27 protein-coding genes are annotated in these 25,021 nt (G+C 35.4%); 16 read left to right on the forward strand and 11 right to left on the reverse strand.

The window, feature by feature from the left end; genetic code table 11:
* Positions 1-145: 145 nt before the first annotated feature.
* Positions 146-370, reverse strand: a complete 225-nt coding sequence (locus MA_RS26885; protein ID WP_157860180.1) for a hypothetical protein — start codon at positions 368-370, stop codon at positions 146-148.
* 565 nt (positions 371-935) lie between these two features.
* Between MA_RS26885 and MA_RS11205 the strand changes: the two genes are divergently transcribed.
* Together MA_RS11205 and MA_RS11210 are read left to right on the forward strand one after the other, a co-directional pair.
* On the forward strand, positions 936-1,106 hold the full coding sequence (locus MA_RS11205; protein ID WP_048066314.1) for a DUF2683 family protein: 171 nt from the start codon (positions 936-938) through the stop codon (positions 1,104-1,106).
* Positions 1,107-1,342: 236 nt separating this feature from the next.
* The gene (locus MA_RS11210) at positions 1,343-1,591 is read left to right on the forward strand and encodes a DUF2683 family protein (protein WP_162829681.1); all 249 of its coding nucleotides are present in this window, start codon (positions 1,343-1,345) and stop codon (positions 1,589-1,591) included.
* A gap of 197 nt (positions 1,592-1,788) precedes the next feature.
* Here MA_RS11210 and MA_RS25480 read toward each other — a convergent pair.
* Positions 1,789-2,471, reverse strand: a protein-coding gene (locus MA_RS25480) for an IS1 family transposase (RefSeq protein WP_085984845.1) whose coding sequence is annotated in 2 segments (ribosomal slippage) — positions 1,789-2,148 and positions 2,151-2,471 — 681 coding nt in all. Because the reading frame shifts where the segments join, the coding sequence is not laid out codon by codon here.
* Positions 2,472-2,720: 249 nt separating this feature from the next.
* Positions 2,721-2,915 carry a hypothetical protein gene (locus MA_RS11230; protein ID WP_048065323.1) on the reverse strand — a complete coding sequence of 65 codons (195 nt, stop codon included), beginning with the start codon at positions 2,913-2,915 and terminating at the stop codon, positions 2,721-2,723.
* Between the two features lie 145 nt (positions 2,916-3,060).
* On the opposite strand from MA_RS11230, the gene mtaA reads away from it, so the two are divergent.
* Positions 3,061-4,095, forward strand: a complete 1,035-nt coding sequence (gene mtaA / locus MA_RS11235; RefSeq protein WP_011022148.1) for a methylcobamide:CoM methyltransferase MtaA — start codon at positions 3,061-3,063, stop codon at positions 4,093-4,095.
* Between the two features lie 533 nt (positions 4,096-4,628).
* Here mtaA and MA_RS11240 read toward each other — a convergent pair.
* The 3 genes from MA_RS11240 to MA_RS26895 form a co-directional block, all read right to left on the reverse strand.
* Positions 4,629-5,372, reverse strand: a complete 744-nt coding sequence (locus MA_RS11240; RefSeq protein WP_011022149.1) for a methyltransferase domain-containing protein — start codon at positions 5,370-5,372, stop codon at positions 4,629-4,631.
* Between the two features lie 361 nt (positions 5,373-5,733).
* The gene (locus MA_RS26890; protein ID WP_157860181.1) at positions 5,734-5,877 is read right to left on the reverse strand and encodes a hypothetical protein; all 144 of its coding nucleotides are present in this window, start codon (positions 5,875-5,877) and stop codon (positions 5,734-5,736) included.
* A 176-nt stretch (positions 5,878-6,053) separates the two neighbouring features.
* Complete coding sequence (locus MA_RS26895; protein ID WP_157860182.1) at positions 6,054-6,230, reverse strand: hypothetical protein; 177 nt, start codon at positions 6,228-6,230, stop codon at positions 6,054-6,056.
* A gap of 272 nt (positions 6,231-6,502) precedes the next feature.
* On the opposite strand from MA_RS26895, the gene MA_RS25490 reads away from it, so the two are divergent.
* Positions 6,503-6,691 (forward strand): uroporphyrinogen decarboxylase family protein, encoded by a 189-nt coding sequence (locus MA_RS25490; protein WP_011022151.1) that lies wholly within the window; start codon positions 6,503-6,505, stop codon positions 6,689-6,691.
* Positions 6,692-6,847: 156 nt separating this feature from the next.
* Here the strand turns inward: MA_RS25490 and MA_RS11245 are convergent, their stop codons facing one another.
* The gene (locus MA_RS11245) at positions 6,848-7,447 is read right to left on the reverse strand and encodes a flavodoxin family protein (RefSeq protein ID WP_011022152.1); all 600 of its coding nucleotides are present in this window, start codon (positions 7,445-7,447) and stop codon (positions 6,848-6,850) included.
* Between the two features lie 853 nt (positions 7,448-8,300).
* Between MA_RS11245 and MA_RS11255 the strand changes: the two genes are divergently transcribed.
* The 12 genes from MA_RS11255 to MA_RS11310 all read left to right on the forward strand — a co-directional run bounded on the left by MA_RS11255 (position 8,301) and on the right by MA_RS11310 (position 21,034).
* Positions 8,301-9,269: a glycosyltransferase family 2 protein gene (locus MA_RS11255; protein WP_011022154.1), complete on the forward strand. Its 969-nt coding sequence runs from the start codon at positions 8,301-8,303 to the stop codon at positions 9,267-9,269.
* A 127-nt stretch (positions 9,270-9,396) separates the two neighbouring features.
* Positions 9,397-10,449, forward strand: coding sequence for a glycosyltransferase family 2 protein (locus MA_RS11260; protein WP_011022155.1), 1,053 nt, complete (start codon positions 9,397-9,399; stop codon positions 10,447-10,449).
* Positions 10,450-10,528: 79 nt separating this feature from the next.
* Positions 10,529-10,969, forward strand: a complete 441-nt coding sequence (gene pssD / locus MA_RS11265; protein WP_048065325.1) for a PssD/Cps14F family polysaccharide biosynthesis glycosyltransferase — start codon at positions 10,529-10,531, stop codon at positions 10,967-10,969.
* Entirely contained in the window at positions 10,909-11,433 is a 525-nt protein-coding gene (gene pssE / locus MA_RS11270; RefSeq protein WP_226990828.1) for a PssE/Cps14G family polysaccharide biosynthesis glycosyltransferase, read from the forward strand. The genes pssD and pssE overlap by 61 nt, the downstream gene beginning before the upstream one ends.
* Positions 11,430-12,593 (forward strand): glycosyltransferase family 4 protein, encoded by a 1,164-nt coding sequence (locus MA_RS11275; RefSeq protein ID WP_011022158.1) that lies wholly within the window; start codon positions 11,430-11,432, stop codon positions 12,591-12,593. The genes pssE and MA_RS11275 overlap by 4 nt, the downstream gene beginning before the upstream one ends.
* 28 nt (positions 12,594-12,621) lie before the next feature.
* Positions 12,622-13,176 carry an acyltransferase gene (locus tag MA_RS29795; protein WP_011022159.1) on the forward strand — a complete coding sequence of 185 codons (555 nt, stop codon included), beginning with the start codon at positions 12,622-12,624 and terminating at the stop codon, positions 13,174-13,176.
* A 78-nt stretch (positions 13,177-13,254) separates the two neighbouring features.
* Positions 13,255-14,484, forward strand: a complete 1,230-nt coding sequence (locus MA_RS11285) for a glycosyltransferase family 4 protein (RefSeq protein ID WP_011022160.1) — start codon at positions 13,255-13,257, stop codon at positions 14,482-14,484.
* Positions 14,481-15,152, forward strand: coding sequence for a thymidylate kinase (locus MA_RS11290; RefSeq protein WP_011022161.1), 672 nt, complete (start codon positions 14,481-14,483; stop codon positions 15,150-15,152). Before MA_RS11285 ends, MA_RS11290 begins: the two co-directional genes overlap by 4 nt.
* Positions 15,153-15,362: 210 nt before the next feature.
* Positions 15,363-16,019: a hypothetical protein gene (locus MA_RS11295; protein ID WP_157860183.1), complete on the forward strand. Its 657-nt coding sequence runs from the start codon at positions 15,363-15,365 to the stop codon at positions 16,017-16,019.
* Between the two features lie 96 nt (positions 16,020-16,115).
* On the forward strand, positions 16,116-17,300 hold the full coding sequence (locus MA_RS11300) for a glycosyltransferase family 4 protein (RefSeq protein WP_011022163.1): 1,185 nt from the start codon (positions 16,116-16,118) through the stop codon (positions 17,298-17,300).
* A gap of 326 nt (positions 17,301-17,626) precedes the next feature.
* Positions 17,627-19,303, forward strand: a complete 1,677-nt coding sequence (locus MA_RS11305; RefSeq protein WP_048065327.1) for a hypothetical protein — start codon at positions 17,627-17,629, stop codon at positions 19,301-19,303.
* 279 nt (positions 19,304-19,582) lie between these two features.
* Complete coding sequence (locus MA_RS11310; RefSeq protein WP_394295989.1) at positions 19,583-21,034, forward strand: flippase; 1,452 nt, start codon at positions 19,583-19,585, stop codon at positions 21,032-21,034.
* Here MA_RS11310 and MA_RS11315 read toward each other — a convergent pair.
* From MA_RS11315 to rfbD, 4 genes are all read right to left on the reverse strand, one after another.
* Positions 21,011-21,973: a glycosyltransferase family 4 protein gene (locus MA_RS11315; RefSeq protein WP_011022166.1), complete on the reverse strand. Its 963-nt coding sequence runs from the start codon at positions 21,971-21,973 to the stop codon at positions 21,011-21,013. The genes MA_RS11310 and MA_RS11315 overlap by 24 nt on opposite strands.
* Before the next feature lie 139 nt (positions 21,974-22,112).
* Positions 22,113-23,144 (reverse strand): acyltransferase family protein, encoded by a 1,032-nt coding sequence (locus tag MA_RS11320; RefSeq protein WP_048065328.1) that lies wholly within the window; start codon positions 23,142-23,144, stop codon positions 22,113-22,115.
* Between the two features lie 279 nt (positions 23,145-23,423).
* Positions 23,424-24,149 carry a sugar phosphate nucleotidyltransferase gene (locus MA_RS11325; RefSeq protein WP_011022168.1) on the reverse strand — a complete coding sequence of 242 codons (726 nt, stop codon included), beginning with the start codon at positions 24,147-24,149 and terminating at the stop codon, positions 23,424-23,426.
* Between the two features lie 67 nt (positions 24,150-24,216).
* Positions 24,217-24,951 (reverse strand): dTDP-4-dehydrorhamnose reductase, encoded by a 735-nt coding sequence (rfbD, locus tag MA_RS11330; protein ID WP_226990829.1) that lies wholly within the window; start codon positions 24,949-24,951, stop codon positions 24,217-24,219.
* Positions 24,952-25,021 lie beyond the last annotated feature (70 nt).

A 25,021-nucleotide genomic window follows, 5' to 3' on the forward strand; every position in this document is an offset into this window, starting at 1 on the left:
TGGAGAGCTTCGGCTCCTCTTCTATGTGAGTCTATTCGATTTCGGTAGGAGAGGTAACTATCGTATTCTGAAAAATCCAGAGTGTGGAAAAACTCTGCAGAATGTACTTAAAGGACTTCGAAGGGTTCACATTGGACGCTTCGTTCTAACCTTGCCGGCAAAACCTCGAGGTCTGGACCCCGAGGAAGGCCTTCCCTGAATATTCTGGTATGGTCTTTACTGCTTCTCTTTTTTTGTGCAGCTTTGCAGCAGCTGCAGTCCTTCCGGAAAGATCTCCCTGGAAAAATCCTTGCAGGCCAAGACCTCCTTTCTCAGGCGTCAGGATCTTGCAGGTTCTGATACATCCGACTTTCCGCAGATGTCTTTTCAATTTTCACAATTTTTCTTGCTATCGTTTTTCTGAAAAACTCCATATTTAACCAAACGTACGTTTTTGATATTTTTCCAAAATTTTTGTCTTTTTGCCTTCGTCGAAAGCCCAAGAAGCCATTTCCATGGGATTCAGTTGAGATAATAGCTGTAATTTTTCGAATAATTATCCAAAAACGATAGCAGAAAAAATGTTGTTTTTTTGAAGACATCTGCGGAAAGTCCGATACATTATTTCCCGGAAAATATCCTGCAAAAAGGACTTCCTTTTCCTTTTTCCAGTACTTCCTCTGGTCTTTCCTTGCAGCTGCAGAACCAAAGCTTCCAGAACTTTCCTTGCCGGCAGGACCTCGGGTCCGCATCTAGAGGAAGGCCTTCCCAAGATATCCTTGCAGGATGTTTCATGCTTCTCTTTTTTGTATTGGTTTGCAGCAACTTTCCTAGCTTCCTAGGGGAAAACCTTCCTGGACCCGGAGAAAATCCTTATTACTCCCTCTTTTAATCTATTCCTGCAATCAATATGCATAGATATTGTGTATACTTCGTGTATATATGAGGTATACTTAGTGGTTCAAGCAATGATCAACATTGATGAAATAACAAACCGGGTCCTTAATATCATAAAAGCTACGTACGGCTTGAAAGACAAAAGCGCTGCAATTATGCATATGGCAGCAGAATATGAAAAAGAAATTATGGAACCTGCACTCAGGCCTGAGTTTATTGAAAAGGCTTAGGAGATCGTGAAACAGAAGCCTATAGATGTGGGAACGGTTGAGAACTGGAAAAAGATGCTTTACTGTTGATCTTATATGTATCGGCTACAAGTAAGGTCAGAAGTTCAAAAAGTTGTTGAGAAGCTGGCAAAAAATGACAAAAAGCAAGTTGAAATCATATTCAGTAAGGTAAACGAGATCCTTCAGAGCCCCTTCCAGAACGACATAATATTAATATGATATTGTTCTTTTATTATATGGTAAATATGGCTCAAGCGATAATAAATATTGATGATCATACTAAAAAAATTTTGGATATTATTAAAACCAGGTATGATTTAAAGGATGAGAGCGCAGCTATTGAGCTAATGGCTACTCAGTACGAAGAAGAGATATTGGAACCTGAGCTAAGACCTGAATTCGTGGAGAAAATGCAGAATATAATGAAGGAAGAGCCCATAGATATCGGGACTATTGAAGATCTAAGAGCCAGATATGGGCACTGATTTTGAATGTATCGAATAAAAATCTCACCGAAGCTTGACGAAATAATTCAAAAATTGGATAAGAAAAATAAGAAACAAGTGGATATTATTTTAAAGAAAGCAGGTGAGATCGCAGAAAATCCACATAGATATAAGAACCTTCGAGCACCACTCAACAATTTAAAAAGGGTGCATATCGATAAACATTTCGGGTATTGTTAATTAAATATAGGTAACTCTTTATTTCTGTTTTTCATCAATAGAAGAACAGAGTACTTTAGCATTTCAAGACTCTTCGTATAACACTTTGTCTTTCGTCTCAACCTTGCCAGAAAGTGTCTTAATATGCCGTTATATCCTTCAACTGTATACGTTTCTGCTTTGGATTGAGTATGAATCGTTTCAGGAATAAACTCTGCATATGCCCTCCAGTGATCAGTCATCACTTCTCCAATCTCTTTCTTCTTTAATTTTTCCCAGAGTAGTTGTCCAGTTTTCGTTCCTCTGCTACCCAAAGAGCAGTTGATGAACTTTTTCCCAACTCTATCAACAGCAATCCAGATCCAGCAATATTTTTTTTGTTACCGATGTAAGTGTGCATCTCATCCAGTTCAACAATAGATATCTCATTTTCGCTTTTTAGGTCCTCTATCTCCTGACCAAATTTCTTTATCCATTTTTGGACAGAAACATGACTTACCCCTAAAAATCGTCCTATTGAGCGAAATCCTAATCCCTCAAGATAAAGTTGCAAAGCCTGTCTCTTAACTAAAGGAGAACTAGCAGTTGATTTTAGCTCGACTGAATAGTTATATCCACAATCGTGGCATTTGTAGCGTTGACGTCCACAAACTATACCGTTTTTTGTGTGATTGGAACTTTCGCATCTTGGGCAATTCATGCAGAAATATAGGTTTTCATGATATATAACTATAATTAACTACCAATGCCACATTTCGTACTAATTTTTTCTATCGATGAGGTATCGAAGAGCGTCACGCTGGAAAATTACGACCATCATGACGATATTTATAAGCACTAATTTTTCCTGGGAGTCCTGTTTCCGGAATAAAGACTCCTGATAAGGTATTTATTTTCCCGGGGAGAATTTTCTCAATTGCTCCTATTCGGTACAAACGTTCGTAAAATTTCATAAAACCCTCTCAACCTTTTTTAGCTCCACTTTATCTATTCTATGTATCCATGTTATCCGGATCCTGTCTCCGGGCTCAAGCTCAAAAAAAGGTGTATCATTTTGAAAACAACAAACTAATGGTCCTTCTTTATTTTTTACAGTAACCTTTGAACAGTCTTCAGTTCTTTTATTTCCATCTAAAATTATCACTTTCCGTATTCCTGCTTTACAAACCCATATGGTTTAGTTTCAGGGATCCAGGCGACACATGTAATACAAATGGTTATTAATTCCACAACAGCTAAAATCAAGATAAAACAAAAACATAATAAGGACACAACAGTGGGTCACTATTATGGAAAAACCGAACTTCAGGACAGAAATTCTCAGAACCCTCGAAGGAGAAACTCCCTCTCAGATACCGGTCGGCACTTTCACAACCGCGCCGGTACTAGAACTCATGGATATGAGCGGAGCAGCCAGACCCGAAGCTGACCGCCAGCCTGAAAAAATGGCACTACTTGCTTTTTCCCAGTATGTAAATGCCTCTTTTGAAACCCTCAGGTATCCATTTGATATGGTGGTGCTCGGGGAAGCCCTGGGCTGCAGAGTTGATCCGGGTACGAAAGCAAAGACTCCTGCTGTGCTGAATGGTCCAATGGAACTTTCGCCTGTAGTCCCCAAACTCCCTGAAGACCTCCTTGAAAGGGGCAGAATCCCCGCTGTCCTGAAAGCAACGGAAATCCTCCGGGAAAAAGCCGGCTCAAACCTACCTTTAATTGTGGGAATGGAAGGCCCGGCTGACCTTGCTGCTTCCCTCTGCGGAATTACCCGTTTCCTTAAATGGACAATCAAAAGGCCACACATTGTAACAAGGCTGATCGATCTCTGTAGCGATGCCTGCATAATGTATGCCAGGGAATGCCTGAAAAGTGGGGCTGACATTATTGTTATTGCAGATGCGGTTTCTTCTCCGGATATGATTTCCCCGGATGCTTTTCGGACCCTGATAAAACCCGGCATGGCAAGGGTTCCGAAAGCCCTGGGGGGAGGCAAAAGCGTGCTCCACATCTGCGGAGCTGCCGATCCGATTATCGCAGATATGGCAGAATGCGGGTTTGACGGGCTCAGCCTTGAAGAAGGTGTAAAAAACCTCAGAATAGCTGTGGAAACGGCTCACGAATCCGGGGTCGCGGTAATAGGCAGCGTGTCAACCTCCAGGACCCTTTTTAGGGGCAGCCCCGAAGATGTGAAAAAGGAGGCTTTCACATGTATGGAAAGCGGAGTGGATATCCTTGCTCCGGGCTGCGGTATTGCGCCTGAAACTCCCCTCCGAAATTTGAAAGCCCTGGTGGAAGCAAGGAATGAGTTATGTGGGAAAACAAGGTAATCGAGGAAAAATAAGATCCTTGCGAGAACAAGAGAATTGCAAGAAAATAATATATGGGATAGATTGTATCCTCTTCAAATTATGTGAATAAAAGTAAATTTCATGTATTTGCTGAAAATTTAATCAATTCTCCATGTCTGAAAAACAACCTCAAAAGGCGTATTTAACTCAATAACTATATTATAAAATTGTTGCATATTTCTCGAGTTGGAAAATTTTCCATTGAATTTGAAGGGAATACAAAGAAACTTTGAAGTGTGATAAACGTATAAGCCATTTAAACTTTGAACCTACAAGTAAATAGGGGAAGATTTAGGGATGAATGGTTTGAATCTATGAGAATTTGGAAAATACAGTAATGAATGAAGTTGATTGCTTAATCGATTGCCAATATATTTATATAATTTTGGGTAAAACATAATTTAGAGGATTTCTACAGAGCTGTAATAAACTTAATTCTTATGCATATTACACTCTTGATTTGGCATGTATGCAAAAACATTATTTCCGTGTTTTAGTGTCGAACGAAAAAGTTAAGCACGTTTTTTAATTATAAAGCACATATACCCCCATCTCTTTATCAGCAAAATTTGTTTTTTAAATTTTTTGTTACCCCAATACCATTCACGATAATCTATAATTTCTAAGTTACATTCTTGAATCATGCTCCTAAATTCGTCTCTTGTATAAAAACAAACGTCTAACCCATTAATAAATTCTTTAAAAGGAATCTTTATATTACATTTGTTTTGAAAGTCTAACATTGTTTTAATGGTGTTTCTAGTAAAAGTTGGAAATATGTAGCTTTCATAAAAAAGGTCTCCCAGCAATATGAACCCGTCATCAGTCAAAATATTTCTCATATGTATTAACGAATCTACTACCATTTTTTTAGATTCATTTACAGAATTACCAGTCACATGGTGCAAGACGTCTTGAATATGAATATATGAATATTTCGAATTTCCAGGAATTCTATAAGGTAAATGTCCTTGAATTTTAATTACATTTTGGAAATTTATCCCATCTAATGCTTTTTTTGAAGGATCTAAAGCTGTAATTTCCATGTCTAAACCAAAATAATTCAGCCAACTAATAAAACGTCCAGTACTACATCCAATATCCAAAACAGATTTTCTTGTGTTTTTTTTTATAAACTCAATAAAAAAAGCATCTGTAGATCCATATTTATTCGTAGAATCTGAGTTGCCATAAAAATCTATATGATTATCAAAAAAAGTTCCAAGTACGTTTGTTTCTTCAATAGCATTTACCATATAGCCACCTACTTTTAACTATTATATGGTTAATAGTGTTCCATTATTTTTTTGTCTTTTTTGGAAACAAATATTTGTCATTTCATCAAAGATTACGCCATAAATCGAATTGCGTATGGTCACCCATCGCAAATAGGCTGTCTGAAATTTTTTGAGTAATATCCAGTTTCATCTTTTTTCGATTTTGAGGTTTTAAATGCCCTATTTTTTTCATGTTTTTACTGTTAGTCAATTTAGTGTAAGCAAAACCCCTGACCAATGCCAAAAGAAACTTTGCTAACGAGTCCCTTTCAGCTTTCCGATCATTTTACAAAGAATCAGCGATTAAGATCTTTAAATGGAAAACAAAATGAGGCAGGATTCACTTCATTCCAACCTGAAGGGTGGGGTATTCGTAACCCTCCGCGTTCCCATTGTAATAACCTTGTTTTTTTTTCCTTGTTACTTCTAAAATATAATTTGTTTCATTAGATAAATAACTTTCTAAGATAATTTTGTCACTCATGTGCATTCTCAGAACTCTTCTACTTATTACTATTTTGAGAGAAACGAAGGACCATTTTTTGTGGAACTGTTCGAAATCCTGATGTAAAAACACTTGATTACATGAGAGGGTAATCGCTGATCGTCGGGAACTTAACTCGGGCTTTTCTGTGGAACGTGGGAAACTGCTCATCGATGTTAAGAGAAACCTCCAAGCGGTGGACCCGCAAGGACAAAAGTATCGATGCGATGAACAGGGGCAGAACAATTCGTAGTAGTGATGAAGTGCCTGTAATGGGCATGGAGCGAAGGGATTGTATTATCCAGTTTTGAACTGCGGTCAACCTTGTCTTCAAGGGAGGAACCAATGGACAAAACAAGGCTTTATGGCTGGATAATGGGAGCCGTATGAATCGAGAGATTCACGTACGGATCTGAGAGGGCCTGGGGGTGAAATTCCCCTGGGCTACTTACCAATACCCTGACCTTTAGAGGCTGTCCGACAATTATTGATAAAGAAAGCAAATAAGCCCTTTAAATCAAAAAAGAAGGAATTCTTTTATTACCGAAGGTAATTGTCGGACAGCCTGTTTAGGGTGGGGTGGCCGCACGCAATTTGATTTCCTGCAGAGTTTAGGGTTGCGGTAATATGCAGCGTATCAACCTCCATGACCCTTTTCAGGGGAGGGCCTGAAGACGTTGAAAAGGAAGCTTTTCCCTGCATGGAAAGCGGAGTGGATATTCTTGCTCCGGGCTGCGGGCTTGCTCCAGAAACCCCTCTGAAAAACCTGAAAGCCCTTGTGGAAGCGAGAAACGAATTTTGCAGGAGAAGGTGAATTTTGCTGAAGAAAATGAGTTTACGGAGAAGCAGTGAAAAATACCCAGAGAGTCAAAAATGAGATACGGTTTCAGGGCAGGGGTTTTTCGGTTTATTTCAGGCTGACCACACAAAAATCAAGCTTTTCTGGAAGATTTCCCCTGCTTATCAGGGCTCAATGAAGAGCCTCTGCCATTTTTTTACCCGCTTCAAACGTTTTTCTTAGAAGTTCTTCATCCCTTGAAACCGCTCCCCTATCAAAATATCCTGTCACCGGAAACTTTTCCACGATCTCATAGCCCAGGGCTTCAAGAGGCATCCCTAGCGCTCCGAGTGTAAAACCCATTTCTTCGATTTCCAGCTGCTCGCAGACCGAAAAAACAATCGCTTTTCTCCCCTGCCCGGCAAGTTTGCTCGAATAGCGCCTGGGGCGGACGTTCGTGAAATTGTAGTAAGGGTAGAGCCTGTCGATGAAGGCCTTCATCAGGGCAGTTACATTGTAGTTGTAGGTGGGAGAACCGAGGGTAAGCCCTTTTGCAGCCTCGATCTCGGGATAAAGCAGGCTCATTCCATCATGGAACCTGGTGCAGGTCCCGGTTTTCCGACACCTTTCGCAGCCGATACAGGGCTCGATCGAATAATCCCTTAAAAGGACTTTTTTCGTTTCGACACCTGCCGATTCCGCTCCTTTCAAAAAACTGTCAAGCAGCACGTCGGTATTTCCATTTTTCCGGGGGCTTCCTCCAACTCCAAGAATTTTTATATCGTTAATCATCTCACCCTGTATTGTATCGGGGATGGAGAATTAAATAGGTTCCGAAAACATGTCCCTGCTTTTTTGTAATAACCCGGAATGGAAATTCCCCTGATCTTAATCTCAGAGCTGAGAAAAAGCACCCGAGAAAAAGCTGAAACAACCCCGTAAGTAAAACTTATAGTTGCAGAGGCTGTTTAGATACAAAAGGTTAAAAGACTTTAAGCCTAAGTTTGTTTTCAGGGGTTAAAAAAATGGAAGATGCACTTCTCACTATTTTTCGGTTGAGGCTGTTCGAAACCCTCCGCGTTATAGGTGCTTTGATCCTCACTGGCATGACCCTCGGAGTACTTGAGCATCGGGCTAATTTTTATGTCCAGAGCGTCTTTGGCACTAAAGCATCCATTTCACATTTTTTCTCTTTTCTACAGATGCGGTATGTAGTATATTGAGTTAAATTTTACTCTCAAGTTTCTGGCTGATTGAAATAAATTTCTTAAACTCCGGAAGAGCCTGCGGCATGTAACTGTGGATATTTTGTGCTCTTATGATATCGTTTTTCTCGGATTCATTTTATTATTTTGAGTTTATATATTTTTTCACTCCTGTATTTCATATGTTTTTGCAGGCCAGTATTTCAACAATATAACGTTATATTCATCAAACATAAAGCGTTACTGCTCTTGTTATTGTACACTTTTTATTTATTTCAGAATATCTCTCAATAAATTTATATACTGTTTTCATGAATTACATTATAAAAATTTAAAATACGTTTAAAGGTTCAAACGGTTGTACTCCAATACTTTTGATTGACTTTTGAGCCATTATAATTGTTTCAATTTAATATTATAAATTTAAAAGGAGTTTAAAATTGAGTAACGAACTGATTGTGGGCAATAATACTCAGTACCAGGGCCATATAGAGAACCCACATTTCAGGGAGGTGTCATCTCAAAATATAACTGTCATCCTTCCAGCTTTTAACGAGGAAGTCTCCATCGGCAGCATAGTCCTTCTTACTAAATTCTATTCCGACAACGTAATCGTAGTCGATGACGGGAGCTCTGACCGCACTGCCGAAATCTCCAGGAAAGCAGGAGCTCACGTGATTGTGCATGAGGTCAATAAAGGCAAAGGAGCAGCCCTCAAAACCGGTTTTGAAGCCGCAGCCAACCTTGGCGCCGATATAATAGTGACAATGGACTCGGACGGTCAGCATAATCCCGCTGAAATTCCCAAACTTGTAACCCCTATTATTGACGGCTACGCTGAAATGGTCAATGGGAGTCGTTACCTTTCCCACAAAGACAAAAACACTCCTATCTACCGCCGTGTCGGCCAGACAATCCTTGATACGGCTACAAATATGAACTCCGGTCTCAGGATCACCGATTCACAAAGCGGTTTCCGCGCTTTTGCCGCTTCTACTAAAAACGTGTTCCGCTTCGGTGCACATGGCATGGCAATAGAAAGCGAAATGCTTGCTGATGCAGGCAGGTCTGGACTGCGGATCAAGGAAGTCGAAATAGGGGTAAGGTATGATGTGGACTGTTCAACCATAAGCCCGGTCCAACATGGTTTAGGCGTCCTTGTCATGGTCTTGAAAGATATCGAGTTCAACAAGCCTCTTTATTACTTTACAGTCCCAGGCCTATCTCTGGGAGTTGGAGGACTCTACATGGGTGCCCATTTTCTGCAAAACTTCACTATGGGAGGAGGCCTATCCTTCGGGCCTACCATGCTTATGGTTCTGTTTATTGTTATAGGGACCTTCATGGCATTGACAGGGATAATGCTGCATTCGGTGTCGGCGGTTATGAGGGAATCGAAGGTGACTTAACTGAGGGTTAGTGAGTTTTTCCTACTTATTATTCTGTAGCACCTGAAATTAATTTCTTTCTATGTAAAAGTCTGTGATCGATATTGGAACTATGAATTTGATTGTTTGATATTATTTGGAGGGATAAATGTCTGGTAAAGAAAAATTTGCAAGTGTTGTTATTCTCTCATATAACAGCAAGGAAGATCTCGCGGAGTGTATTCCCTCTTTAATATCTCAAACATATCAAGACTTTGAAATAATCGTGGTAGATAATGCATCTACGGATGCTAGTGAGGAATTCGTGAGGATTAACTATCCTGAAATAAAGGTGGTTCAGACAGGAAAGAATCTCGGATACGCTGCAGGGAACAATGCAGGATTTGAGGTAGCGGAAGGAGAATACATAGTAATTATAAATCCAGATACGGTTGCAGACTCCAAATGGCTTGCTGAACTAATTAAACCACTTGAAAACGATCTTACAATTGCGGCCACGACTTCAAAGATCCTGATGTATTACCAGAATGACAAAATAAACGCGTGCTCAACTATAAACCACTATACTGGACTTACCTTCTGCAGGGGACTCAATAAGCCTGCATGTGAATTTGATAACTATCAAGAAGTAGGAGCTGTCGCAGGCTGTTCATTTGCAATAAGGCGCGATATGTTAAAAAATATTGATGGATTTGACTCGGAGTTTTTCCTTTATTTGGAAGATACGGATCTTTCCTGGAGAGTACGTTTTGCGGGAGGTAAAATAATGTATGCTCCTGGGTCTATAATATTTCATAAGTGCAAATTATCAATACCTCCATGGAAAGAATTTTACCTTGAAAGAAACCGTTACTTAATTTTATTGAAAAACTTCAGTTCGAGAACATTGTTATTATTATTACCTGCACTTATAGTGACTGAAATCGTTACAATTGGTCATGCTGTTTTAAACGGCCCGAAATACATTAAAAGTAAATTGCAGGCCTATTTATGGGTTATAAAAAATATTAACGAAATTTTGACAAAAAGACACAAAACTATTTGCAAAAAAATAACTACTGATAGGGAGTTTTTTGGGCTTTTGGATTGGAAAATCCCCTTTGAACAGGTCATTAAACTCCCTATGATGAGTAAAACAGTTGATATCGTTTTCAACTCATTTTATGCGTTTCACATGAAACTGATAAGCAGAATTGTCTAATCTGGAGCAAATAAAACAATAATAATTCTTGGATGTAGTGTTAGTTATATTACTTAAAAATACTGGACTGGTGAAAAAAATGAAGATCTGCCTTACCTGCTCGCACGGTGGTCATCTTACTGAAATCCTGCAACTTATGGACGCATTCGAAGGTAATGATATCTTTTTTATAACCTATGAAGGAGCCAGGTCCAGCGAACTCACAAGGAAATATACTATGAAAAATCTGGGTAAAAAGCCTTTAAGATTTCTGCTCAGTGTTCCAAAAGTATTTGGCATTCTCCTGCGTGAGAAACCTGATATTATCATTTCAACAGGTTCTGAGATTGCAATCCCTGTTTTTTATGCTGCAAAAGTCCTCCGGATAAAAACCATGTTCATCGAAAGCCTGTGCAGAGTAGAAGAACCTTCTTTAACCGGCAAAATACTCTATCCAGTTTCTGATGTGTTTTTAGTCCAGTGGAAGCAGTTACTCTTCAAATTCGGGAGAAAAGCCCAGTACTGGGGGAATGTGCTTTGATATTTGTAACTGTTGGCAGCCATTATCAGGGTTTTGATAGGCTGGTTAAGAAAATGGATGAGATTGCAGGAAAAATTGATGAAAAAGTAATAATGCAAATTGGAAACACGAAATATAAGCCTGTCAATGCAGAGTACTTTGAATTCGCAGAATATTCAAAGATACAGAAACTTAATTCTGATGCTCGGATTATTGTCAGCCATGCAGGAGTCGGATCGATTCTTACTGCATTTGAACAAAAAACTCACCTTATAATCTTTCCTAGATTAAAAAGATATAATGAAGTCGTAGACGATCATCAATTACAAATCGCAAAGGAATTGGCAGAAAATCCTAATGTTACGGTGGTTAATGATGTAGAGGGTCTGGAAGAGGCTTTAAAAATAGATTTTTCTTTTGTAGAAGGGAGTAACGGGAACAGACTTGTTCCTTCTTTAAAAAAATATATCTTTTCAATTTCTTGAGATACATTTCTGGTTTGATTATTATGAGAATATGTGTAATTACTTCAGCAAATTTTCCCCCTGAAGAAGGAATTGGTAATTATATATATAATATGTCAAAAGAACTTATCCGAAAGGGGAATCAAGTCACCATCATAACAAGGGGTAGCTTACGTAAAACTTATAGAGAAGACTTTGATGGTATTGCACTATATAAAGTACCTTTTATATTCGCATATCCTTTTCATGTTCATATTCATGGATTTTTTGTGAATAAATTATTGAAATCAATTGAGCAAGATTTTGATTTGATTCATATTCACACTCCTTTACCTCCAATAATAAAATCTCATATTCCAATAGTAGTAACAGTCCATTCTCCTATGATTAATGGTGCAAAAGCCATAGATATTACAGACTTATTTTCTCTTGCAACTAAATTTCAGGCAAAATATATTAGTTATCCATTAGAAAAAAAATTACTAAGATATGCAGGCCTGATCTCTACAGTCTCAATAAATGTATCCAAAGAACTTGAAGAATATGGATTTAATTCTGAAAATATTACAGTTATATATAATGGAGTTGATGAAAATTTATTTTCACCAGTTGTTAAAAATTGTGGTGAGAAGTATATACTCTATACGGGAAGAATTAGTTATGGTAAAGGTTTGGTAGAGTTAGTTGAATGTGCAAAAGAAATATGTATGTGCAGGGGTGATATACGCTTCATTTTAGCTGGGGATGGGCCTTTACTTTCGGATTTTAAAGAACGAGTTAAAGATTTTAATCTTGAAGATCGCATAGAATTTTTGGGGCATGTAAATCGAAACGAAATAGTAAAGCTTTATCAAAATGCACATTTATTCGTTTTTCCATCGTACTATGAAGGATTGCCAGGTTCTCTTCTTGAAGCAATGTCCTGTAAACTTCCAATTGTAGCTACAAAAGTACCTGGAAATATCGAACTTATAGAAAATAACGTAAATGGAATTTTAGTTCCCTCTAAAGATTCAAATGCATTGAAGGAAGCTGTATTGACAATGCTTGATGATGCAGAGATGAGACTGAGGCTAGGCGAAAAGGCGAGAGATACTATAATCAAAAATGGTTTTACTTGGAATTCAGTTTCAAATAATATCTTACAATGCTATCATTCTGTACAGAAAATTGGGAATTAATCGTATATTGGATTTTGGAGAGAGTTAATTGAAATCAAAAGTAATCAATTATCTAAAATCTCTTGAAAAGTATACTGCCCTTATATTCTATTATTCAATTGCTCGACATCTCCCTCCTTCAGATGAGCCACAATCTTTAAAGTTATCAAAACCAATTAGGGGATTTTTAGCTTCCAAAATTTTTGATGAATGTGGGGTTGGTGTCAATCTTGAAAAAGGAGCTTACATTGCAGATGGTAAATTTATTCGAGTAGGAAATTATTCCGGCATTGGTATAAACTCTCTTGTTCAGAGAAATGTGAGTATAGGAAATGATGTTATGATGGGAAGAGATGTCATTATAATGACCACCAGTCATGAAACTTCAGATGCATCAATTCCTATGAGATACCAAGGTGGAAAAGAGGTTTCTCCTGTCATTATAGGCGATGATGTTTGGATTGGAAGTAGAGTTATAATATTACCAGGAGTAAGGATTGGAACTGGTTCAATAATTGGTGCTGGAGCAGTTGTTACTCGAGATGTAGAGCCATATTCTGTAGTAGGGGGAACCCCCGCAAAGATAATAAAAAAAAGGAAGTAGTCTTTGAAAGATGGATCTATGGTTTGGTATATTTTCCGATGATTATATATTAATATTTTAGAAGGAGCCGGTTATAATATGAAAGTCTGTGTCGTATGTTATGGATTAAGAGAACAAAATATTCGGCTTCAGCCCTGGAGATATATTTCAGAAATTGCATATGGTCTTTTTAATAAAAATTTAGATGTTATGATAATAACTGATGGTTTTTCCGAAAGGCATTATATTAACGGTATTCCTATAATTCATATGAGAAAACTCAGGGAGTTTCCTTTTCAACAGAATAAGGAATTAGTTTCTCTGATTAAATCCGAAAAACCAGACATAATTTTATGGTCAGTTAGTGCTCTTGATTATCTCTATTTAAATATATTCAAACAAATACACGTACCCATAATTGGAATTTTTACAGGACCGATTTACAGACTTTCGGATATATCAAGAATTGGATCTCGGGAGATAGTGAACAACATAAGGTTTTTATTTGTACACATTGTTTATGCTTCCCTTCCTCCTTTTTTTATTCGTAATGTTGTAAACTCCCCGCAACTCAATAAAATCTTTGTTATGAGCCGCAAAAACAAAGAAATAATTACGGACATAGGTGGAAATCAAAACAAGGTTGTTCATATTCCAGTTGGTATTGATGAATATGATTTTGAACAATCTGAAGAGTATAGTTCAATTATCAGTAAATATGATCTTGACGAAAGATCATTTAATATTCTTTATTTCGGATCTCCCCTTAGCATAAGAGGTATAGATTCTCTCATTAAAGCTGTTTCAAAAATAAAAAATGAATATTCTCATGTTAAACTTCTAATCCTTTCCAGACGCAGAGAGAATGAACTAAGCCGTGAAGAGCTGGCTACTCAGGATTTGATTCTGAAGCTGGGCCTAGAAAAAAACGTTCAGATCATTTCCGGTTTTCTTGACAGAGATGAAGTGAAGAACTTTATCGTTTTTTCCGACTTAATTGCCTTACCTTTTAAAATAGTTCCCTCTGATGTTCCAACAAGTATTCTCGAATCAATGGCTCTGGGAAAAACTGTAATTTCCACAGAAGTTGATGGTATCCCTGAACTACTTGAGGATGGCAGAGGTTTTGTCGTAAAACCAAATAACGAAGAAGATCTCGCTGAAAAAATCGTTTTTTCAATTAAAACTCGAGGTCTAACAAAAAGCATGGGTAAAAAAGCTGCATCGTATATGCAAACATATCCGAGATGGCATGAAGTCTCAGAAGCTGTGATATCCGAAATTACGGAAATTTCCAATAAAAGATACCTGAACGAGGTGGTTCTGTGAACCAGAAACCAATGTTCATATGTATCACAGGAATTGATGGCGTCGGAAAGACAACCCATGTCAATTTAATTATGGGATATTTGCGTGAAAAGGGAATCAAATGCCAGTATAAATGGCTTCGCTCTCACTATTTTTTTTCTTTGCCATTACTCGCTTTTTGCAGGATTGCAGGCTATACTCGTGTGTCTACACTGGGTGATTCTCAAAAATGCTCATACCATGAGTTCTATAAGTCGAGATTTGTTTCTGCGTTTTATCCTTGGATTTTGTTTTTTGATACTCTCTTATTTACGACTATAAAGGTCTATATCCCAATGTTTTTTGGAACAAGTATTGTTTGTGATCGTTTTGTATATGATACTCTGATTGATTTGGCAGTAGCAATAAAGGATAATGAAATATATAAAAAACCTGTTGGGAAACTATTTCTTAAATTGATCCCAAAAAATGCAATCTTCACTATGCTAAATCTTGATAAATCAACTATAATTTCAAGACGAAATGAATTGAAAGACGATGAGTCATTCAATGAACATTATATACTTTATCAAGAATTTGCAGATAAATTCTCAATTGAAACTGTAAATAATTATGGTAATGTCAATGATGTGAATCGATTGATAATTGATATTTTTACTTCGAGGATGAAATGTTGCTTTCATACATAAGCAAGGATGGCTGTCTCAAAACTTGATCCATTTCTACAATTGAACAATCTATATTATTGAGTTTAAACTCAGGTGAAAAATTACTCGAAATAAATGATATTTCCTCACTGTAAATTAGTACAAAAGTGCTAAGTTCAGAATAGGAGAGGATTGTACAATACTATTACTTTGCAAGGAAAGGTGATTAACATTAAAATTTATAACTATTATATGGCTTTTTTAGGTTGGTTGCCAAAGTCTCTGGTACCTTTTGTTGTTTTAAGCGTAAACTGGTTAGTTCAAGGAATAATCGGCTTAGATAAAATTGAACGAAATTTTAAATTGTTTCTCGATATATTTTTAACATCTATTTTTTATTTTATTTTGATTCAATTTATATCTGTATCTCAAAATATTATTGTTGCTTTTATTATTTCTCATACATTAAATTGGATTTTTAATACCAATGTTCACGCTGTACGATCTCACTATGGTGGAACGCGAATTGAAATAAATGATTTTGTTAAATATTTAAGGGTATTTTCCTTAAAAGTACAAAAACAAAAAGGTATCGAATGTGCAGCAGCATTTGGAAGTTTTTCACAAAAGAGATTCGACGAATTCTCTGATTTAGATATAACTGTTTATCAAAAACCAGGGCTAGTAAATTGTATCATGACATGTTTGTTTGTAATGTTTGAACGGTCAAAAGCTTTTTTAATGAATTTCCCTCTTGATATTTATATATTGAATGATATTACAAAACACAAATCGATAGATGAAGAACCAATAATACTTTATGATCCAAATCAAAAAATAAAGATGTTACATAATAAAACAATTGATTTGGAGGGGGCAATCAAAAGTTTTTTAGATTCCGATAAGTAAAAACTAAAGTAGGAGTTGATTACTTCAGTTATTTTAATAGGCAATAGTCACAGCATAATAAATTTCCCAAATATAACTTTTCAGACGGTATAACTTATGAATTCTACCATTAAATTAAATAATATCTCTGTTGTCAGAGTTGTATCTCAATTTTACCCTCTGATAGGGGGTTCAGCAACACATACTCAAGAACTATCTAAGAAAATCGATCCATATTTGAAAGATCAGACCATAATTGCACCTAACTTAGGTGATCGTTGTGCAAATTTTGATAAAACGTTTGGAATAAGAATTATAAGAATAAGGTATTTTTCTTTTAAAACTATAAAAAAAATTCCTCTCCTTCCATTTGTTGATCTATTTTATGCGATTAGTATATATTCTACATTGAAAAAAGTGGAGAAACCAGATATTATCCATGCTCATGGAATTTCTAATGTTGCTTACTGTACAATTATTGGAAAAATATTCGGAATCCCTGTGGTAGGTATGCTTCACGGTTCCGGTGCTGCATATTCAAGGGCAGCTGACATATATGAAACAATATTGGCAACATTATGTAAACCAAATTTATCTTTTGTATTAGATGATGGATCCGCAACTCTCTCAAAATTCAAAAAAATATGGGGGGATAAAGTTATACCTGTTTATCATGGAATTGACACCGAATATTTTAAACCTACTGAAAAAAATAATCAATTATTAAATAGATTAGGACTTGATATCTCTAATTTCATTATACTCTCAACAAGCTCCTTTCATCCTGTTAAAAATATTGATTTGGCCATTAAATCTTTTAAACTATTTTTGGATTCCACAGGATCAAATAATTCTTATCTATTGCTTGCCGGTCGTGGTCCTCTAAAAGATTCTTTGATAAATTTGACAAAAGAACTTCAAGTAGAAGATCAAGTAATATTCCTTGGCGAACTTTCAAAAAATGAAATTATAGAATATCTTTCAATCGCTGATGTTGTAATTGCTACCAGTCTTTATAGTAATATGAACCTCTCCGTACAGGAAGCGATGGCTTGTGAAAAGCCAGTTTTAGCATTTGATAGTGGTGCAACAAGTAATTTAGTAAAGCACTTGGAAAATGGTCTTTTAGCTAAATCTGGAGAACTTGAAGGTTTTGTGTTTCATCTCAATCTTTTGTACCGTGATTTGGAATTAAGAACGAAGATTGGAAAAAATGCAAGAAAAACTATATTAATGAAGAGAACATGGGAAGAAAGAATTAAAAGAGAATTGGATTTTTACAGCAAAATATTAATAAAGTAGTTTATACTACATATGTTGCGATTTTGGTGTAGCATAAATTGCCGACTAACGCAAGAAGATATAACACCATCTGACTATAACAATTTAAAAATGATTTTAAAAATGTTTGTTAATAGTGTATTGCAATGAATATGACTGTTGGTGTTGTTTTGTTCCAGGAGTCATAGTTATATTGCCGAACTGCTTTATTTTTCATGGAATTATCCATATCGCGACTGATCAATATGAATCGCACAAGTCATTTAAATACAGTAGCAATATTATGCTTTACCTCTATAACATTGTCTGTGTTATCTGCATTTTATAATCCCAGTAGAGGATATGAATTGTCGATCTATGATTCAACTCCTTTAATCGTGTGGGTTGGTTTGATATTCGGGGTAATGGGCGGACTATTTATTATTATCAATCAAGCTTATTCAGAACAATATAAACATAGTAATTTTTGGGTTATCGGATTTTTTATTCTTATATTATCAAGAATTATATTCCTTTATATACCATACATTAGGGGATATTATTCGTGGAGAGGAGATAATATCACTCAATTAGGGGCTATAAAAGATATATTATCAATAGGCCATATACCATCAGATAATGTCTATCCAATAACTCACATTCTAGTTACAGAAATTATATCTGTTTCAGGTCTCCCTATTGAGTTTGTAGTAAATCATAGCACTGCTTTTTTCTCTGCTTTTTATGTTGTTCTTATGTTTTTACTTTCTAGTGCAGTGTTTTCTACAAAAAAAGAAAGACTTTTCTCTGTTGCAGCTATAGGGTGTGTACTATTCGATGGATATAATATCTATCTAATGCCTAATGGATGGTCATTACTTTATTTGCCGATATTTCTCTATTTTTATTTCAAGTATTTATCAGGGGAATGTTCATTCCAATTTAACTTACTATTCGTCATTATATTAGTACTATATCCTTTTTTCCATCCAGTTTCGTCAGTGGTAATCATTGTTACGTTAGTTGTAATCGGGATAACTAATTATTTAATAAAACTTTTTGAAACTAAAAAAATAACCTTCAAATCTATTTTTTATCATATTCCGCTAAATACTTTATTGGTCGAACTTGTAATTCTTGTCCCTTGGATATTATCATTCCAAAAATTTAATCTAAATATAAGGACTTTTTATCATTCAATAGCAAAGGGTACAGGCCCTAGTGCAATAACTCAAATGGGAAACACACTGGATAAAATAAACGTTAATGGATTTGAGTTTCTCAAACTTCTATTTAAAACTATGGGCGATGAACTTATATTTTTGATACTTGCTTTTATTAGCTTTATTCTATTATTGAGAAATCATAACGAACGAAAAAATAATGAAAAAGTGGTACTAGTTTTGGCTTTGATGTTTTCTATAGGATTAATTTACTTATCATATCTATTTAATATTATTCCCGGTCTTAGACTCATCGGCTCTGATAGATTAGTGTCGTATTTGGTTCTTTTTTCCCCAATCCCAGTTGGATTTACTCTTAATCATCTTTTTAATATGAAAATTAATATCGCTTCTGTTATTTGCCTTATTATTATATTGATGGCATCGATTATCAGCATATTTAGTTTATACCCTTCTCCTTATGTTATAATGCCTAATAACGAAATTACAAAAATGGATATGTCTGGAGCAGAATGGCTTATATCTTACTATAATCCAAGTATTGGCACTACACAAATAATGAGTCCAGTTTATCGATTTGCGAATGGTATTTTAGGAATCGTCAATAGCACTCAATTTAAACATCGTGAACCACAGGTTCCGGATCATTTTAATTATACTCATTCTATATATTTGGGTGAATCGTTTGCCACAGATAAGTATTTCATGGTTACAATGTTTGATCGAGTTGTTTATGTCTCGGTATGGAAAGTTGTTGACAGATTCAATGACGAAGATTTTGAGAAACTAAACACTGATTTATCAGTTGATAAAATTTATTCGAATAGAGAAACAAATATTTATTATATTCACAATGTCTAAGAATACCCGCAAATTTATTTCATTCGAATACCCCTCTAGCTTGTTGCAGGGTTGGAAAACTTCTCCGGTAACCGTTAATGATGAAATGATTTATCAATTCCATTTTCTGGTTGGCGACTTCTGCTCAAACTAATGTTTTTAGGGTTATTGTTTCCTTTAACGGAATTTGGAGCGGTGGAGCAAATATACCCTGTTGCTTATGGCGGGTGAGCCAGTGAAACTTTGATTGGGTTGACAGTTTATTATAAATTTTCACCATCAATTTGTTAAAACGATGTGATGTTCTTGTCTGAAATTAAAAAATTTGTATCTGATGTTGGTATTACTTTTGTATCTTCTGCTTTATGTATGTTTTTAGGCTTTCCTATTACTGTGCTTTTGGGTAGATATCTTGGGGCTAGTGATCTAGGTCTTTATCGAATGGTGAACACAATTTTCGGGACACTCATGCTTTTTGCCACAATTGGAATTCCTGCATCTGTTATAAAATATGTGGCTGAATTCCGTGACAATGAAGAAAAACTCCGGGAAATTATTTCGGCAAGTTTGATCACATCTATTTTGTTAGGGCTTTTCTCATTTAGTTTTATTTACATTAATGCAGGTATATTCGCGGATTTATTTAATATGCCTGAACTTACAGGCCTGCTGAAGATTCTTGCGTTTGCATTTCCATTCTCTATTATTAGCAACACACTTCTTGGACTTCTCAATGGCTTGAGGGAGATGACTAAAAACGCATGTGTTTCCATAATTCAGAGTGCATCTTTACTTATTTTTACGTTTCTTTTAGTTTTTAAGTGTGGTGTAAATGGTGCAGTTATTGGAATCGTACTTTCATCTGTTCTGACAACAATACTTTTGGTTTTTATTCAACAGATTTCGAAGTTAACGTTTTCCAATATTTATGGAACAATTGTTCAGATTATTGATTTTGGCTCCAAAACAGTGCTCTCAAACGCAATAAATCTTATTAATTATCAGGCAGATACCTTAATGATCGGATACTTTATGACCAAAATGGATGTTGGAGTTTATAGTGTTGCAATTATGTTTGCAAAACTTATCTGGATTCTTCCAGATTCGCTTCAAAGAATTACTTTTCCCCTAATCTCTGAGTATCATGCAAAAAAAATGAGCGACTCAATAAAACAGGTTGTAGAAAAGTGCATGAAATATAGTTGTCTTTTTTTGATATTTATCAGTACTTTTTTTATTTTTTGGGGAGAGGAGGTCATAGACTTGATTTTTGGAAATGAATTTGAAGGCTCATACTTCCCTTTAATTATTCTGCTTATTGGAACTCTTTTTTATGGAATAACTAAATCAGTGGGCTCTATTTTTGCAAGCATAGGAAAAGTTAGTCTTGTCTACAAAATTCCCCTCGTTTCAGCCGTTTTAAATATTATATTAAATTCTATGTTAATACCTTTATATGGAATAAACGGAGCTGCGTTAGCAACAACCATCTCCTTACTTGTTTCAGTAACTCTAATGATACATTTTATGGAAAAATTAATAGACATCAAAATAGATTACTTTTGGTATCTTAAAGTCTTATTCCTAAGCGGAATTATAGTTTGTTTATATTTAATTTTGAAAAACTTAATTAATGATATGTTATTAGAATCAGTTTTAATGATTTTAGAACTAATATTATTTATTGTGTTATTCATAGATGCTAGGGATAAAAATAAAATATTTCAGTTATTTTGTGTACAAGTCAATTAATTTTTTTGTAATCATTCTGGAATCATGAGTTTTTTCAACATATTTTCTTCCTTGAATTCCAAGTTTAATCCTCAGTTCTGGACTCTCAATGAGTTTAATTAGGTTTGTGTATACTGATTCAGGGGTTGTATTTAAGATGGGCAAGTCTTGAAAACTCACTAACAAATCAGGTTTGATATAACATAAAACCGGTTTACCAATACACATCGCCTCTATTGAGAATACTCCATACCATCCAAGAATAAGTTGATCTACAATAATATCAGATAGCTCTATTTGTTTTAAGACTTCATCATGAGATATATTTTCGAGCAGAATGAAATCAATATCGTATCCATCTTGTTCTAACTTATTAATTGCCTGTATTACGTATTCAGTACCTTTTACGCTTTGATTGCTGGGCGCATGAAGAATCCTCAACTTATGTGCCTGCAAGTGTGATTTTACAAAAAGGTATCTTTGTGTATCAATCGGATTTGGTAACCATATTGCATGGGGTGACCATTCTAGAAGATCCGGGGTAGATACTATTATTTTATCTGCACATTTTGAATACATATATTCTTCTTTTTTATACCTTAGTTCGGATCCATGATGATGAATAATTAATCTCTTCTCTAATAATTTCCATATTATGGAATCAACACCCTTAGGTAGAATTGTTCCACCATGGAAATGATATATATCATATTTATAAAAAATCTTTAAAAAAATTATAAATCTCTCAATATAATTATACGGGAATTTAGAGTTAACAGGATAACAATGTTCGTTGCTATAATTAAATGGATGATTTTGAAACGAGATCACTTCACTTTTATATCCTAGCTTTCTTTGTTCTTTAGCTAATTCTTGTGGAATTCCTGCAACGTTTCCGATGTGTAATATTCTCATTATAGCCCTCTGAATTTCAATACACTTGGGTTCTTTTAGAGGCATTTTTATTGTTTTCTGGATTTTTTATTGGTTGTAGCCATTTGCCGTTGGATTCAGGATGAATTATGGAGATCCAGAAGACATTAAAAAATCTCTTATTTTATGTTTCAAACATGCTTTAATATTATATCTTAAGTTTTGTTTATTCAAAAAGTATATTCAATCTTATTTTTTTACAAATCTCGTATGCATAAATGGATAATATTATTGACAATATTGTTATTACATATGGAACGATACTAAAATCTAGGTTGGCCACATAAACGACTGATCTTTGTAAGGCTGGAACTATTATTGGCACATGGAATAGGTATATTTGAAATGAATATTTGCCGCAAAATTGTAAAATATTATTAATATATTCAAATTTCATTAAAATTGACGATGTCAACATCATTAAACATGGAAAAGTTAGTCCATATACACATGTTGTGAGCTGGTATGATGTTTGGCTATGATTGATTATTTGTATCAGAGCAATAACAAACAAAATTGAAAAAGCAATAAATATTTTTTTAGTATTCTCATTATCTTTATAATATGCCAAAAACATCCCAAAAATAAATACTGGTAAATATAACATTGTACGATCATCAATGAGGAAAATGCTGGTTTTGTAATATCCGGCGCTAATTATATTATATAATAACATTAAAAGAGAAAAAATAAATAAAGTTTGAATATTAAAAAAATATAATATAATAATACAAATCACGGTTATTATTAGTAAAGAAAATAAATACCATAAATGCATTGCAATAAAATTCGTTCCTACTAATAAATTTTCTAGGCCCTGGATGTTTAAGGAATTCCAAAAATTGGTAATGCCACCAAAATCAGCTTTAAAATAATGTGTTGCTATATATATTGCAATATATTCTGGTATAAATATTAACAGAGAATATCCGATGTATGGTTTATACAACCTAATGAACCTCTTAGCAAAATACTTTTTTAAAAATTGTTTATCTTCCAATTCATTGATGTGATTTAATACAAATTTGTATCCTGAAATAAATGTAAATAAGACTAATCCTAGGACCTGAATTTCAATAGTTGATTTCCAGAAAATGGCATCAGGTGTATTGAATGTCTGTATTGAATGATAAAATACAATAAGAATTATTGCGATTCCATCAAGTAGAGTTAGCCTATTTAATTTTAGATATGACATAATGCCTCTATTCAAAACGAGCGATTTTTGTATTTTGATGAATATCAAGTTTTTCAGAAAAAATTTCTTCAGTTATATAGTACTCAAATTTTCGGTAAGAGATTTTCGTTTTAATGATCTCAGGCTTTGTGCTGAGAGTAACTGCAATCTTCATATTTTTACTGCTTCCTTGCCGGAAAAAAATTCTCTAATAGACCTCTTAATCTATGTTCTGTCCTTAGAATGTCTTACTCTTCCATAGAATTGATAGAATAGCTGGCATTTTTATGATTTTTGGCATTATATCCCAAAAGTTTTTTTTTCTCTATTTTGCTTTACAAGCATTCCTGCTCTTAATAAACTCTCAAATGTTCCCGCATCACTCCAGAACCCATCCAGAATCCCGTACTCCATCATCCCTTTATTTATGTAATAATTATTTACATCTGTAATCTCAAGCTCTCCTCTTCCAGAAGGCTTGAGTGTTTTAATTGCGTTAAAAACATCGGAATCATAAATATAGAGCCCTGTAACTGCAAAATCAGATTTTGGATTCTTTGGCTTTTCCTCGATCCCTATCACTTTCTTACCTTTTAGTTCTGCCACTCCAAACCTGTGAGCATCAGTAACTTCTTTTAAAAAGATTTTGGCACCACTATTGAAGTTTGCGACATCCTCTTTGATGTTGTCCTGGAAGATGTTATCCCCGAGAATAACAGTTACACTGTCTCCGTCAACAAAATCTTCAGCTAAACTAAGTGCTTGAGCAATGCCTCCGGCTTTTTCCTGAATTTCATAGGTAAAATGGACTCCAAAATCGACCCCCGAACCTAAAAGTTCAAGAAAATGCCCTGCATGCCCTCTACCGGATACGATCATGATATCTTTTATTCCGGCGTTTATCAGGGTCTCCATCGGGTAGTAAATCATCGGTTTGTCATAAATCGGCAATAGGTGTTTGTTAGTAACTTTGGTTAGAGGGTACAGTCTGCTGCCTGTGCCGCCTGCAAGTATAACTCCTTTCATATATTTCTCTCCTGTATATAATCCTTAAGTGCTTCTTTCCAGTGTCTCATGGGTTCGGTTTTAGTATTCACAAGAACTGAATATATTTCGGCCTTTTTGCTTTTCTTGGGAATTCTTCACTGGTACAGGGAATTACATTATCGATAATAGAAGAAGCAAATTCGTACCAGGTACAGATTCCATCATTTGTAATATGATATATTCCGGGGTCGAGTTCAATTATTTCTTTTACTTTGTTGGCAAGATCCATTGTATAAGTGGGTTTGCCGAACTGGTCGTTGACAACCTTAACGGTATCCGTTTCCCCGGATAACTTTAGCATGGTTTCAACGAAATTTTTCCCATGGATTCCAAAAAGCCAGGAAATCCTTATAATCCTGTAGTCATTCATATTCTCAATGATTTTCTTTTCACCGAGCAGTTTTGAGTGCCCGTATACATTAATTGGGTTTGGGATATCCGTCTCCACATACTCTTTTTTGGAGCCGTCGAAAACATAATCGGTACTGAAATGAACAAGTGGCGCACCTGCTCTGGCGCAGGCTTCTGCAATGTATCTTGGTCCGTATCCATTTACCTGAAATGCAAGTTCCTTGTTGTCTTCACAGCCGTCCACATTGGTATAGGCTGCTGCATTTATCACAACATCAGGTTTTATTTTTAGAATGGATTCAATAACCTGCTCTCTGTCTGTAATGTCGAGGTCATAGTGTATCAGTTTAACAGCATCAGGAAAGACTTTGCACAGGTCTGAACCAAGCATCCCGCTGGCGCCGATAATCAGCGTTTTAATGGTCCTCACCCCTGTCTATTTCCATCCCTATGTTCCTGATGTATTCTGTGAATTTCTGATTCAAATTAATAGAATCATG

Source organism: Methanosarcina acetivorans C2A (assembly GCF_000007345.1).
In the GTDB taxonomy this organism is placed as follows: domain Archaea; phylum Halobacteriota; class Methanosarcinia; order Methanosarcinales; family Methanosarcinaceae; genus Methanosarcina; species Methanosarcina acetivorans.